We start from the raw sequence: 13,820 nt of genomic DNA, 5'->3' as shown, positions 1-13,820 counted from the left end.
AAGATTTTTTTAGATATTTTCTAATAATTTATCAATATCATTGATTGTATTGTAAAAATGAAGACTTATTCTGATACCATCTCCTCTGAGAGATGTAATAATATTTTTTTCTTTTAGAGTATTATATAGTTTTTGGTCACCCTTTATATTGAAAATGGAGCTATGATTATTTCTTTCTAAAACGTCCTTTTCTAACAAATTTAAATTACCAAATTCTGTTTTAGCGTAAGATGTTAATTTGTTTATGTCTTTTTCAATTGTAGCAAGTCCTATTTTTGATAAGAATTCTAGAGAATACTGTAAACTACCGAAATTAAATGTATCTAGGTGTCCGCATTCATATCTGGCTTGTAAGCTTGTATACGAGGAATCATAATTGGTATCAACACCCGCATTTTTATATGCGTTAGGTGTAATTAGATCTAGAATCCCCTCTTTAAATAATATAAAACCATTTCCATAACCTCCTAATAACCACTTATAACCACTAGACCCCAGAATGTCAATTCCCGATGTACTAAAATTAAAGATCTTAGTTCCACAAAATTGTGTTCCATCTGCAATGATTAATAATTTAGGATTTTTTAGTTTTAATTGTTTTAGAAAATTGAGATCAATGGCAATTCCGTTAATGTATTGAACTAAACTAAAAGCAAAAACATCAGGCGTATGCTTTATTAAAGCTTCTTCGATATTTTGTTCTAAAGATGTATTTACTTCAGCATAACAAACCTTAAAACCTTTATTGATTACTGAAAAGTTTACAGAAGGGTAATCCTTATCCAATAGAAGTACTTTTTTGTTTTTTTCTAATCCGTTTAGGATCGTATTGAAACCAAGAGAAAAATTAGGAGTTAATACTGTGTTTTGTGATTCACATCCCAAAAAATCCCCGACTGACTTTTTTACACTAGTTAAAAAATCTTGTTGTGTATCTCTAAATATACTTCCCCCAATTAGAAAATCAAAATCATGCTCTTGTCTATACTCTAATAAGGAATCATATAGTAATCCAGAGGATGCTGTATTAAGATAAGTGTTTTGTGATAGTATTGGAAATTCTTTTCTTAAATTCTTCATAAGTTAGTTTAGGGCTTTTTGGCAAAACCTTTATATTTACTAGCGCATATTAATCAAGCATTACTAAGGTACTATTAAAATGTTTTCAAAAAGAAAAGAAACTCCACAAATTGACCCTGTACAGCGAGAATTGTATGAACATGCTCGTAAACGGATCGTTCAAAAGAAAAGGCTATTTCAGCATTTTATTGTTTTTTTAGTAGGTTCTGTTTTTTTGGTTATTCTTAACCTATTAATAGGAGTTGGTAAAGAAATTACATTTTTTGGTTTAAACTGGTATATGGTAGCTGTTGTTTGTTGGGCATTCCTTTTTGTCTTACATTTTTGTAACGTATGGTTGTTTCATAAGTTTATGGGAGCCAATTGGACAAGTAATCAGATGGAACGATTAATAGCCAAACAAAAAGCAGAAATTGAATTAATTCAGAAAGATGTGGATCTGATGTACCCAAAAGATGAGTTAATCAAAAAGAAGGAGAAGTTTATTAAACAACAAAAGCCTAAAGCTTTTGAGATAATAACTCCACAGGAATCTGATCGTAAGATTACAATGATTGCTGCAGCTGGAGAAAACAATGCATTGGGGAAAGATAACGATCTGGTTTGGCATTTGCCTGATGATTTTAAGCGTTTTAAAAAACTTACAACGGGACATCATATCATTATGGGACGCAAAACTTTTGAATCCTTTCCGAAGCCATTGCCAAATCGTGTCCATGTGGTAATTACACGAAATCAGAATTATAAACCCGAAGGTGCAGTTGTTGTACATTCTATGGATGCCGCTTTAAAAATAGCAAAAAATGACCCACAACCATTTATCATTGGTGGAGGAGAGATTTATAAAATTGGGATGGAATATTCTGATTGTATAGAGCTTACCAGAGTACACGGAACATTCGAAGCGGATACTTTTTTCCCGGAAATAGATCCTGAAATATGGACAATTGAAAATAAAGAACTTCACGGTGCAGATGAGCGGCATGAGTTTGCATTTACGTATTTGACTTATAAGAAGAAGTAGCACAGCCTTGCTATCACAAAATCTCATACATCACCTTGAAAATCTACTTTCTAAGAAGATAATAAATACAATGCCACTATCCGGAGGTGATATAAATGATGTTTACCTGTTAATTAGTAATGCCGAAAAATTTGTTGTCAAACTCAATAGTGCTTCCAGATATCCAGGAATGTTTAATGCAGAAACTAATGGACTGAAAGAATTGAAGAAGTCGAGGACTTTTGCGGTACCAGAAGTATTACAATTTGGAGAATATAATGATACTGCTTTTTTAATTTTGCAGTATATAGAAACTGGAAGACAAGCCAAAAATTTTTGGCAAGTGTTTGGGAGACAATTAGCAGATTTGCATAAGAAAAGTGAATCCTATTTTGGTTTTAAAAATGACAATTATATAGGGAGTTTACCACAGTATAATACTCATTATGCTACTGCTTCAGAATTCTACATAACTCAACGTTTACATCCACAGTTTAAGATTGCAATCCAAAAAGGTTTTTCTTTTAAAAATTTAGATGATTTTTATGCTAGTATTGAAACCAAAATTCCAGATGAAGTATCAAGTTTAATTCATGGAGATCTATGGAATGGTAATTTTATGATTGGTCAGGATGGAGTTCCTTGTCTAATAGATCCTGCGGTGGCTTTTGCTCCTAGAGAAATGGATATCGCTATGATGAAGCTTTTTGGAGGTTTTGATCAGGAACTGTTTAAGGTGTATAACGAGGCTTTTCCTCTAGTTGAAAATTGGGAAGAAAGAATTGCTATTTGGCAATTATACTATTTGTTAGTTCATCTAAATCTGTTTGGTAGTTCCTATTTATCACAAGTGCATTCAATCTTAAAAAGATATTCTTAACCCGTTGTGCATTTTGGATCAAAAAGTTATTCTCGATAGCTCTGCAGAGCTTATCGAAGTACAATTTTCCTCCATTTCATTTTGGAAAATCATTTGAATTGACGTTTTTCCTTAACATTTCTTTCATAATGAAAAACAGGCATTTTTAGAATGTTTTTATGTGTAACCAATCTATAAAGAGCTGTTCTTTATTCCTTCTCTAAATCGTATTGCAAATTAAGAGTGATCAGCTATTGATCCAGATAGTCCATTCATAAAATTGGGCATTTCAATACATTCTGTTACACTCTATATTAGGTGTCTAACACAAATTAATCTTGATTATGAGAAAATTAGACATAATAACTGCTATAGTGATGCTATTTATAGTAAGCCAACTAGTGTCGCAAACCATCGTGGAAAGACACGGACAATTAAAAGTAGAGGGAGCCAAAATAAAAGATAAATGTAATAGGAATACGCAATTAAAAGGAATGAGTTATTTCTGGCATCAATGGGAAGGCGGAGAATATTGGAACAGTAATACATTAAAATGGCTTAGAGATGATTGGAAGGTTGAGATAGTAAGAGCAGCCATGGGTGTTCGAGGTGGTGGCGGAGATTATATTGATGATCCTGTAGGTTCAGTAAATCAGGTTAGAGCAGTTGTAGATGCGGCTATTGAACATGGAATTTATGTTATTATAGATTTTCATGCGCATCCTAATTATAAGCAAGAAGCTAAAACTTTTTTTAGGCAAATGTCTAAAGAATATGGAGCGTATCCTAATATAATCTATGAGATATGGAATGAACCCATCGGAGATTATGGAAATGCAGTAGGTACTTGGAATGAAATAAAAAGTTATTCTAGAGAGGTTATTGCAGAGATCAGAGCAAATGATCCTAATAATATTATTGTGGTAGGAACTCCATTCTATTCCCAACGAGTAGATATTGCTGCTGATAATCCTTTAACCGTAGATATTAATAATAAACCAGTAAGTAATATTGCTTATACAATACATGCGTATGCGGGAGCCCATAGGCAATCATTAAGAGATAAAGCAAATTATGCGATTAATAAAGGGTTAGCATTATTTATGACTGAGTGTGGAAGAGTGGGTACTAATTATGGTCCTAACAATAATCTAGATGCTGCAGAATGGAATCGTTGGGAACAATGGATGGATAATAATGATATTAGCTACTGCAAATGGTCGTTGAGTAATAAAGATGAAATCAGCTCCTCTTTAAATAGGTCAGCAAGTCCAAACGGTAATTGGAATTATAATAATGATCTTACTGCAGAAGGAAAATGGAATAGAGATCATTTTAGGTCAGTGAATACTCTTCCATCTGCTTGTGATGATACGGGAGGAACGGATGAGGATATGATCAAATCACTAATTGCTCCAGATCAGGTAATCCAAGGAAGTGAAGCTTCCGTAGAAATAGCCTATTCCGCAAGTATAAATAGAGATCTAGTAGCCGTTTTTCAATTAAACAAAAGTCCCTACACCGTGTATGGGTCAAAAAGAGTAAATGTTACTGAAGGTTCTGATGATATTAAATTGGATATTCCTATCGATGCGAATACTCCTATTGTTAATAAAGACTATAAATTTCAAATTTTCATCACACCACAAGGAGGTGATTGGAACCAAAGGTTACATACAATTTCTAAAATAAATATCGATTGTGTCGAAAACACTAACAATCCTTCGAATGTCGTAGTTAGAGCAAAAGGAACTAACAATTCAAAAATTGAAGTGCTTTATAATGATACATCAATTGATAATGCTGTAACGCTTACTAATAGCTTTGCTAATTATAACTTTTCAGTTTCTGAGACTTCAGGAAACTTTAAAGTAGCTTTCATTAATGATGATACAGGACGAGATGTAGAAATTGATTGGTTAGAAATTGATGGAGAAAGAATTCAAGCAGAATCCAGAGAAGAAAATACGGGTGCATGGGATGGAACTTGTGGAGGAGGAAGTTTTACGCAAGCAATTCATTGTAATGGATATATCAATTTTGGAAATGGGAATAATTTAAATCAAAATGGAACTATTGAAATAGGAGCAAAAGGAAACTGCGGAGGAGAAAAAATGCAACTGTTAATTGATAACAAAAAAGTGTCAGAATGGTCCCTCGGAAATAATATTTCGGTTTATACATATGAAGGATATAAAAATAATCAGAATATAAAAGTAGCATTTACAAATGATGGTAACGTAAATAATTGTGATAAAAATGTATATGTAGATTGGATTAAAGTATGTGAGACAAGGTATCAGACAGAAAATGTAGCTTCTAGAAATGGTTGTGGAAACTCGGAGTGGTTATTCTGTAACGGTAATTTTGATTTCGGAGGTCCTAGTTGTGATAATAAAAAACCAAATGAAGATATTCAGAAAACTTTTGATATGTATCCAAATCCGGTTACTAGTAATAAAATTACCATAAAAGGCTCTGAACTTTATACTATTGCAATTTACAACATGGAAGGAAAAAAGGTAAAAGAAGAAAATAATATTTCTAATACCAGTACCATTATTACAGCACATCTAAACAATGGTTTGTATCTACTAAAGATGTATGATCATACGACCAAGACCGTTGAAACTAAAAAAATAATTATAGATAATCGTTAATTAATTATGTTAAAAAAGAAATACTGAGCATGAATACCTGCTTTGTATTTCTTTTTATTACCAGCATATACATTGTTTACAATATATCAGATTATGAAAAAAATAAAATTAGCGATAATGTTTTGTCTGCTATGCGCGATTTTCGCAAGTGCGCAGAAAACATACTACGTAAGTTCTCAAAATGGGAATGATAATAACTCAGGACTTGAACAAAATATAGCTTTTAAATCAATTCAGAGGGCAGTTAATTCTGTAAATGAAGGGGATACTGTAAAGATTTTACCAGGAATCTATACAGGAGGAAATGATAGTCCTTGGAGTGAAATATTTATGTCTATATCTGGATCAGAAGGAAAGTATATTACCTTTTCTGGAGTGCCAGATACGCAAGGAAAATTGCCCACAATAATTTCAGCTTCGGTAAAGGGGATCGATCTACTGGGATCCTCATATGTGATTATAGAAAATTTGGAGTTTATTCCGGCTAGTGAAGATGTAAAAGGAATGATTGATAACCCTTCATTTGGATTAGAACTCTGGAGAGCAAGAAGAGCTATTGGTATTGATAATGGTTCTCATCATATTATTATCCGGAATAATTATGTACACGATTTTCCAGGAAATGGAATTGCCATTGGAGGATCAGAAGTAGTTTTGATAGAAGGAAATTTGGTGGAACACTGCGCGTTTCAAAGTCGTAATGGGAATAGTGGTATTTCATCTTATCAACCTGCAAATTTGAACGTGAATAGCTTTCCGGAGTATCCGAATCACAGAATCATTTATAAAGATAATGTTTCAAGATACAATGTAAACCTTAGAGGTTTTCTAGGAGGAGGTAATAGAATTACAGATGGTAATGGAATTATCGTTGATGATCATATCCAAGATCAAAAAGAAAACGGAATTCCATATAATAGTAGAACTTTATTGATAGGGAATATTTGTTATGGTAATGGAGGCCAGGGAATTAATGTGTTTTCTAGTGATAATGTCGATGTTTATAATAATACGTTATTTGATAATGCCCAAAGTACGCGTATTTCTAATCCAGCATATCCGATTGCCGTAGGGGATTCTCAATTATCAATAGGAAGAGTAAAAAATGCTCGTGTGAAGAATAATATTTTATATAATTCTAATGCCTCAAAAACTACAATATCAAGATATCAGGATGAAAACATAAGCTATGATCAAAATATACATTGGAACCTAACTGGAAATCCAGAACCTTTAAGTTCCAATGATCTTATAGCGGACCCAAAATTGAAAAGTATTCAAGCATTAAATGAATCGCAAACTAATTTATTAGCTACTACATCAAATCCATTTAATATAAATGGGGCTTCAGCAAAACTATTTACTCCTACAAAGAATAATAATTTTCCAATTCATGATATGAGTTTACAATCTAGTAGTCCAGCAATCGATACTGGTGCTAATGTGGGGTTTGGAGCCATTATTGGAACATCAATAGATATAGGGGCAAAGGAATTTGATGGAACAATAAATTCAACAGAGGACAAGATTATTGCTACATCAGTAGCTGATCAGGTTCAACCTGGACAAGAAGTTGTTATAACAATATCATATGAAGCAAAAGAAAATAGAGATATATCAATAGTTTTTCAATTAGACTCAAATCCTTATACGGTATATAAGTCTAACAGAACTAGAGTCTCAGTGGGTAGAGGAACAATAGATATACCACTTTCTATACCAGAAAATACTCCTATTGGCAACGATACATATCAGTTTCAAGTATATATTGCTCCCATTGGAGGAAATTGGAATAATCGATTAGACAATCTTAACAAACCTAATATTGATTGTGTTTCGGGTGGCTCTGGAATTACCAGAGTTTTAGAAGTAGGAGCAAAAGGAAATTGTTCTGGTGAGCAAATAGAAATTCTTCTGAATGATCAAGCAGTGGCTCAATTTACGTTAACTAATAATATCGAAGTTTATCGCTATACTGATTATAAAGAAGGTCAAAATATTAAAATAGCTTTTGTAAATGATAATAATAGTGTTTGTGATTTAAATGCTTATATCGATTGGATTAAAATTTGCGGCACTTTATATCAAACTGAAGAGTACTCGAGTAGAACAGGATGCGGTTCTTCAGAGTGGTTATATTGTAATGGGAATTTTGATTTTGGTGATTTGTCTTGTAGTCAAAACAGAAGAGGAGAAACTACAATAGAATCAATAGTAGTGTATCCAAATCCAGCTCAGCATGCTCTTTTTGTAGAGAATACAGAAAATCAATCGCTATTAATAAAAGTTGTAAATGTTGAAGGAAGAGTACTTAAATCGTTTACATCAGAAACAAATGATATTGCAACCAGCATTAATGTAGATGATCTTCCTAGAGGAGTGTACTTAGTGAATATCTTTTCAATAAAAAATAAAGAACAAAAAACAATTAAAATTTATAAAGAATAAAACTTGTAACCATATATTTAATATAGATAAAGCAGATGTCGAACTAGATCATTTGCTTTATCTAATATAAGGTTGTTGTTTTTACACAGAAATATTGTGTTTTATTTTACACAAGTATTTATTAAAACTCGAATAAGTTATTCTGAAAGAGGTAATCCTAGAGGGCAATCTATAAAATATTGCCAAGATCCGTCTTTTCTTTGTTTAAGTACTTCTGTAGAAGAACCTTCTCCAATAATGTTACCCTTACCATCAACGATCCTCCAGTTAGCCTGTAGAACGGCAATGTCTCCATTAATAAGCTCTCCGGTCACCTTACTTATCAGTTTAGCTTTTGAATCAATAAAAGGTTGAAAACTAGCTCTTATTGTATCTAATCCAGATTTGAGTGGTTCGGTCGGAGGAAATGACATGAGATAATCTGGATGGAAAAAATCTAAAATATTATCGATATTGCCTTCTGTTATACATTCACTAATTAGATTGGCGACATCTCTTGGTCGCATTGCTTTTTTTGTTGTCATTTTCTTTGTTTTAAATAGTTACATCTGGGGGACGATTATCCATATCAAATATTAATTTCCATTCTCCTGCATCATTCTTCCTGAAAATAACAACTACACGTCCTGATTCTACTATTTTACTGCTGTCTTCGGGATTGTTACCTTCGATTCTAAATTGTCCTGCTACATAACCAAGACCTTCTACAGCAATTACTTGTTCTTCTTTAAAAAATACTTTTGGCTTTATGGCAAAACTGTTTATGAAACCTTCTTTTACTATAGGGATTCCTATTTCTAAAGGTTTGTCACTATTAGCATACATGATTTCCGGATCGTACACAGCCATTAATGCTTCTATGTCATTATTGTTAAATGCGTTAAGCCATTCATCTAAAGCATTTCTAACTTCTTGTATTAAATTATTGTTCATTTTTTTCGTTTTTATAAGACTACTTTATTTCTGGGTTAAAAGGAGAAAAGCTAATCAAATTCCAGTCTATTTGGTTGTGAAACTCCGTTTGAATCCATTGTTTGGTTCTAAATAGCCAATAACGCCCTGTACCCATGGTTTTTTCTAAATCTTTGGTTTCTTCTTGATCGAAAAATAGTTCTGTTTCGCCTGAAAGTTGCAGAGAATGCCCTTTTTCGAAATCAATAAAGAGTAAACCTGCTTTGGGGACTTGAACAAAATTACCTAAGGTGTTGAACAAATTATTACCAACGTAATCAGGGATTTTTAAAGTACCATCATCTAGGATCTCAATAAAACCAGTAGCGCCTCCACGATGTGAGGCATCCATATCACGATTTGCATTCATACTACCTAAAAAGAAGGTGTCCGCATTTTTTATCCATTGTTTGTGGATATTGTTTAAGGTTGTCCCTTTTAATTCTTCAACTCCAAGTTCAGATGGTTCTTCAGATAAAACGGGTATACGCTGCTGGATGTATTTAGGACAGTTAGGATAGGCGTCAGACACTGTGACTTCTATTTTATCAGAATGTAATGTGGCATAACCATTCAATCTATATCTGGATCTTGTGGCTGTGTCTATAAATAACATTCCTATCTTAGATTCAGCAAGAATATTTTTAAATAGAATCTCTGTTTGAGTGCTTTTCAATTGATCTAAGTGGATATCAATTTGCTTAGATGTTTTAACTTTAACAAAACCCTTATCACCAATGAGCATAGATGCCCAAATATTAGTATTTGCATCTGTAGTACTTACAATAATAGTCGATTGTTGTTCTATAAATGGAATCAGTTGATCCATAATGTGATCTTTCAACATGCGTTCTGCAAGACGTGGATTATGCGAAATGTTATATTTTTTCTGGATTTCTAATTCTCCTTTATGAAAATGTGATTTTTTCATCTTTGTATGTTTTAATACTAATTTTGGGCAATGAACTCAAAGTTTCATATCGAAATATGAATACACAATTCAGGTTTAAGACAAATTCCAGTTTACAGAATTAACCCATTCATTAATGGGTTGTGGTTCAATGCCTAAAAGTTGGTTGGTTCTTGCGAAATCTTTATTTGTAAAATCAGTGTAATTTTGCTCCACATATCTATAAAGATTTGAGATTTCTTTTGCAGCTATTTCTCCAAATCCTGGTTTAAGCTGTTGCTCGAATTCATCCACTGGTACTGTAACAAAATTGAGCTCTTGATTTATTTTTGCTGATATAGCTGTTGCGATTTGATTTCCTGTGATAAGATTACCACCGATCGGAAGTGTCTGTCCTGCCAACTCAGGTTTAGAAATAGCTTTGACTACATATTGTGCTAAATCAGAGTGACTGATCCAGGGTGTCTTTTTATCAGATACTAATGGGTAGGGGACAATTTTATGTTCTAAAATAACCGGTATAGACCAGGGAGCGGCAATATTATCAAGATAAATATCAGGTGCCAATGTAATAACATTTAGACCAGATTCATCTAGTAGTTTTTTCATGGCTACTTTTATGTCAAGTGCCAAAAAGCCGGTCTCTTGTTTTGCAAGATGAAAAGTAGTGTTGTAAATTACCAAGCCTACGTTTTCTTGTTTTGCTGCAGTTATGAAGTTTTCAGTATAGGATTTAGCGAGTTCTATATCAAAAATAAGAGGGAAAGAATATACAGCTGCTTGCGCTCCGTTCATTGCTTTTGCTAATGAATCCTGATTATCTAGTCCTCCTTGTATTAACTCAATTCCTTCTCTTGGCGGCATGCCAGCACTAGGGTCTCTTTTGAGTGTTGTTACATTATGATTTTCATTTAATAAGGCTTGTGCTATATTACTACCTTGGAACCCTGTGGCTCCTGTTACAAATACTTTCATTTTTATTGTTTTTTAATTGTTAAACTTGATTTATTGTGAAATAAATTTCTTTATTAATTGAGCTACTTCGGAGCTATATTCTTCGAGCATAAAATGGCCTCCATCAAAGAAATGGAGTTCTACATCCTTTAAATCTTTAGCATAGGCTTCTCCTCCAGGTTTACTGAAAAACTTATCATTAGTTCCCCAAACTACAAGGGTAGGAGGTTGGTGCTTTTTTAGATAATTTTGCCAAATTGGGTATTTTTCGAAGTTTGTTCCATAATTATCGAAAAGTGTTAAAAATAGTTCTTGTACACCCGGTCTTTGTAGAAAAGCGTAATCAAGATAATAAGAGGATGGGTCAATTAGACTAGTGTCCTTAGTACCTGTTATATATTGCTCTTTAATACCTTCTAAGCTTACCAAGTGTTTTTTATATTGATTCAGTTTTTCTTGATCATTATTATGTATATATTCTCCAATTTCCAAAGCCCATTCTCCCAGACCATCTAGGTAAACGTTTGCGTTTTGGATGATTAGTCCTTTGATCAATTCTGGTCGTTGTGTGGCGATACGGAATCCTATGGGACCGCCGTAATCTTGCATGAATAGATAAAACTTCTTGAGTTCAAGTTTATCTATGAATTGGTTCATTGTGCGACTAATGTTGTCAAAAGAATATTCATACTCGTTTTTGGTAGGTCTAGCACTGAATCCGAACCCGGGATAGTCAGGCGCAATAACATGATATTTGTCTTTTAGCAGATTCAGCAGTTCTTTATACATATGTGATGATGTAGGGTTTCCATGCAGAAACAAAATGGTCTCTTTGTTTTGCTGACCTTCTTCTCTATAAAAAATGGATAGGTCGTCTATTTTGATTGTTTTGTTCATGATAATGTTTTAACTGTTATTTTTTTTATTACAGTTTTGGTTAAAAAAAATCAAAACTGATTTTTAAACGCTTCCAAGGATTGAGGTTCTAAAATATCTATAATCGCGTTGTCTACTTCATCAAATATTGATAGCAACTTTTCATTAATCTGACCTCCTATTTTACAACTCACATCTGGAACATTACTAGAAAGATTAAGCACGTGACTGCTTCCTTTCACGGCCTCAAAAATATCTGCTAACGAAATGTTTTTAGCGGATTTTCCTAATTTCACACCTCCATTTTTTCCTTCTTTACTATCTATTAAACCACTACTTTTGAGCGCTTTTAACTCTTTTCGTACTAAAACTGGATTTATTTTGAGGCTCTCTGCTATTTTAGCAGATGAATGCCATTCTCCTGGATAGTACGCCAGCAAAGTCATTATATGAAGCGATATGGAAAATTTACTTTTTACCATTTTATTTACTGTAATTAAAATTATTACAGTACAAATATAGATAATTAAATTTATTCCTAATAAAATTTCATTACTTTTTTAATGCATAGTGCTCTAGTCTCAGAAAGAAGCGTTTAACCAGCCTTGTGTTTATGCTTGATTCATATTGTTTACCTAATTTGGTCTTCTGATATTTTTCATGAATGATCTAATCTTTTCTATAACTGCATCGCTATCTTCTTCTAATACAAAGTGTCCAGTATCAAATATGTTATAATCAATTTTTTTGACATCTCTTTTAAAAGCTTCTGCTCCAGTTTCTGGGAAAAATTTATCATTCTTACCCCATACGATTAATAATGGTGGCTGATTATCTCTTAAATATTGTTGCCATTCAGGATATAATTTTAGATTATTTTGATAATCGTCAAATAAGTCAATGTTTACATCGTGAGCGTTAGGTCTAGAAAGTCTTAGGTAATCTAAATGCCAAGTGTCTGGATTAATATTTTCTTCATTTCTTGTACCATGAGTATACTGCCATTTTAATCCTTCTAAAGAAAAGGCGGGTAATAGTGCTTTTTCAGTATTTTCGTTTCTATCTTTCCAAAGCGCTTGAATACCGGCCCAAGCTGGTCCTAATCCTTCCTCATATGCATTTCCGTTCTGATTAATAATTGCTGTTACCCTTTCTGGGTGAGCGGTAGCAATTCTAAAACCAACTGGTGCACCGTAATCTTGTATAAACAAAGTGTAGGAGCTTAGATTCTTTTCCTCTAAAAAGGTATTTATTGTTTTGGCAATGTTATCAAATGTATACTCATATTCATCAGGTGATGGGAAATCACTATTTCCAAATCCAGGGTAATCAGGTGCAACCAAATGATAATCATTTGATAACGCGTTCAAGACTTTTCTATATTGATGAGATGAAGAGGGGAAACCATGTAATAATACAATTGTTGGGTTTTCAGGGTTTCCAGCTTCTCGGTATGCTATTTTGATACCGTTAATGTTAGTGCTTTTAAATTTTGTACTTGTTATTTTAGATACGTTTTCAGTATTCGTAATTGGATCATTTGTCACTTTTTTGTTTTCGGTTTTTTGACACCCGAATACAAACATTAGTATTACAAGGTTTAGTGAGATTAATTTTTTCATGTTGTTTTGTTTTTTAGAGTTTATAATTTTCTTTCTGATTCTTTTATTTTTAAATCATTGATACTTGCGTATCGTTTTTTCATCAAGCCATTTTCATCAAATTCCCAGTTTTCATTGCCGTATGCTCTGAACCATTGATTATTTTTGTCTCGATACTCATATTCAAATCGTACCGCAATTCTATTATCTTGATATGCCCATAGTTCTTTTTTAAGTTTATAATCGAGCTCTTTTTTCCATTTATCAGACAGAAAAATTTGTACTTCTGCTCGTCCATTAATGAATTGATTTCGATTACGCCATTCTGTATCCAAGCTATAGGCGTTTGATATAGCAATAGGGTCTTTACTGTTCCAGGCATCTTCTGCCATTTGAATCTTTTGTTTTGCCGTTTCTTGATTAAAAGGAGGTAACGGATATTTTTTGTTCATATCATTTGATATTAAAATTACCGAAC

Annotated in this window: 13 protein-coding genes; 4 read left to right on the top strand and 9 right to left on the bottom strand. The window is 32.9% G+C overall.

The genetic code is table 11. The features are described 5' to 3' along the window. Positions 1 to 9 precede the first annotated feature (9 nt). Positions 10 to 1,080, bottom strand: a complete 1,071-nt coding sequence (locus tag Q0829_RS07655) for an aminotransferase class V-fold PLP-dependent enzyme (protein WP_298541589.1) — start codon at positions 1,078 to 1,080, stop codon at positions 10 to 12. A 79-nt stretch (positions 1,081 to 1,159) separates the two neighbouring features. On the opposite strand from Q0829_RS07655, the gene Q0829_RS07650 reads away from it, so the two are divergent. From Q0829_RS07650 to Q0829_RS07635, 4 genes are all read left to right on the top strand, one after another. Next, positions 1,160 to 2,104, top strand: coding sequence for a dihydrofolate reductase (locus Q0829_RS07650; protein WP_298541588.1), 945 nt, complete (start codon positions 1,160 to 1,162; stop codon positions 2,102 to 2,104). 7 nt (positions 2,105 to 2,111) lie between these two features. After that, entirely contained in the window at positions 2,112 to 2,963 is an 852-nt protein-coding gene (locus Q0829_RS07645; RefSeq protein ID WP_298541587.1) for a fructosamine kinase family protein, read from the top strand. 323 nt (positions 2,964 to 3,286) lie between these two features. Then, positions 3,287 to 5,602, top strand: a complete 2,316-nt coding sequence (locus Q0829_RS07640; protein ID WP_298541586.1) for a cellulase family glycosylhydrolase — start codon at positions 3,287 to 3,289, stop codon at positions 5,600 to 5,602. Positions 5,603 to 5,695: 93 nt separating this feature from the next. Beyond that, positions 5,696 to 8,050 (top strand): T9SS type A sorting domain-containing protein, encoded by a 2,355-nt coding sequence (locus tag Q0829_RS07635; RefSeq protein ID WP_298541585.1) that lies wholly within the window; start codon positions 5,696 to 5,698, stop codon positions 8,048 to 8,050. 137 nt (positions 8,051 to 8,187) lie between these two features. Here Q0829_RS07635 and Q0829_RS07630 read toward each other — a convergent pair whose 3' ends face one another. From Q0829_RS07630 to Q0829_RS07595, 8 genes are all read right to left on the bottom strand, one after another. Further along, positions 8,188 to 8,574 (bottom strand): nuclear transport factor 2 family protein, encoded by a 387-nt coding sequence (locus tag Q0829_RS07630; protein ID WP_298541584.1) that lies wholly within the window; start codon positions 8,572 to 8,574, stop codon positions 8,188 to 8,190. A 10-nt stretch (positions 8,575 to 8,584) separates the two neighbouring features. After that, complete coding sequence (locus Q0829_RS07625; RefSeq protein WP_298541583.1) at positions 8,585 to 8,983, bottom strand: DUF4440 domain-containing protein; 399 nt, start codon at positions 8,981 to 8,983, stop codon at positions 8,585 to 8,587. A 19-nt stretch (positions 8,984 to 9,002) separates the two neighbouring features. Next, entirely contained in the window at positions 9,003 to 9,932 is a 930-nt protein-coding gene (locus Q0829_RS07620; RefSeq protein WP_298541582.1) for a pyridoxamine 5'-phosphate oxidase family protein, read from the bottom strand. A gap of 75 nt (positions 9,933 to 10,007) precedes the next feature. Further along, the gene (locus Q0829_RS07615; protein WP_298541581.1) at positions 10,008 to 10,886 is read right to left on the bottom strand and encodes an NmrA family NAD(P)-binding protein; all 879 of its coding nucleotides are present in this window, start codon (positions 10,884 to 10,886) and stop codon (positions 10,008 to 10,010) included. 30 nt (positions 10,887 to 10,916) lie between these two features. Next, positions 10,917 to 11,762 carry an alpha/beta hydrolase gene (locus Q0829_RS07610; protein ID WP_298541580.1) on the bottom strand — a complete coding sequence of 282 codons (846 nt, stop codon included), beginning with the start codon at positions 11,760 to 11,762 and terminating at the stop codon, positions 10,917 to 10,919. A 50-nt stretch (positions 11,763 to 11,812) separates the two neighbouring features. Beyond that, positions 11,813 to 12,223, bottom strand: coding sequence for an Rrf2 family transcriptional regulator (locus tag Q0829_RS07605; RefSeq protein WP_298541579.1), 411 nt, complete (start codon positions 12,221 to 12,223; stop codon positions 11,813 to 11,815). A gap of 153 nt (positions 12,224 to 12,376) precedes the next feature. Next, positions 12,377 to 13,363 carry an alpha/beta hydrolase gene (locus Q0829_RS07600; RefSeq protein WP_298541578.1) on the bottom strand — a complete coding sequence of 329 codons (987 nt, stop codon included), beginning with the start codon at positions 13,361 to 13,363 and terminating at the stop codon, positions 12,377 to 12,379. Between the two features lie 20 nt (positions 13,364 to 13,383). Next, positions 13,384 to 13,794, bottom strand: coding sequence for a nuclear transport factor 2 family protein (locus Q0829_RS07595; RefSeq protein WP_298541577.1), 411 nt, complete (start codon positions 13,792 to 13,794; stop codon positions 13,384 to 13,386). Between the last annotated feature and the right edge of the window lie 26 nt (positions 13,795 to 13,820).

The organism is uncultured Aquimarina sp. (genome assembly GCF_947492405.1).
Lineage (GTDB): Bacteria > Bacteroidota > Bacteroidia > Flavobacteriales > Flavobacteriaceae > Aquimarina.
Note: the sequence above shows the minus strand (reverse complement) of the source record. Positions and strands in the feature narration are given on the sequence as shown.

Bases quoted from the DNA above. Each gene is read 5' to 3' on its own strand.
- Q0829_RS07620 (WP_298541582.1), bottom strand. From the start codon at position 9,932: ATGAAAAAATCACATTTTCATAAAGGAGAATTAGAAATCCAGAAAAAA.
- Q0829_RS07595 (WP_298541577.1), bottom strand. From the start codon at position 13,794: ATGAACAAAAAATATCCGTTACCTCCTTTTAATCAAGAAACGGCAAAA.
- Q0829_RS07650 (WP_298541588.1), top strand. From the start codon at position 1,160: ATGTTTTCAAAAAGAAAAGAAACTCCACAAATTGACCCTGTACAGCGA.
- Q0829_RS07655 (WP_298541589.1), bottom strand. From the start codon at position 1,080: ATGAAGAATTTAAGAAAAGAATTTCCAATACTATCACAAAACACTTAT.
- Q0829_RS07630 (WP_298541584.1), bottom strand. From the start codon at position 8,574: ATGACAACAAAAAAAGCAATGCGACCAAGAGATGTCGCCAATCTAATT.
- Q0829_RS07600 (WP_298541578.1), bottom strand. From the start codon at position 13,363: ATGAAAAAATTAATCTCACTAAACCTTGTAATACTAATGTTTGTATTC.
- Q0829_RS07640 (WP_298541586.1), top strand. From the start codon at position 3,287: ATGAGAAAATTAGACATAATAACTGCTATAGTGATGCTATTTATAGTA.
- Q0829_RS07635 (WP_298541585.1), top strand. From the start codon at position 5,696: ATGAAAAAAATAAAATTAGCGATAATGTTTTGTCTGCTATGCGCGATT.
- Q0829_RS07625 (WP_298541583.1), bottom strand. From the start codon at position 8,983: ATGAACAATAATTTAATACAAGAAGTTAGAAATGCTTTAGATGAATGG.
- Q0829_RS07605 (WP_298541579.1), bottom strand. From the start codon at position 12,223: ATGGTAAAAAGTAAATTTTCCATATCGCTTCATATAATGACTTTGCTG.
- Q0829_RS07610 (WP_298541580.1), bottom strand. From the start codon at position 11,762: ATGAACAAAACAATCAAAATAGACGACCTATCCATTTTTTATAGAGAA.
- Q0829_RS07615 (WP_298541581.1), bottom strand. From the start codon at position 10,886: ATGAAAGTATTTGTAACAGGAGCCACAGGGTTCCAAGGTAGTAATATA.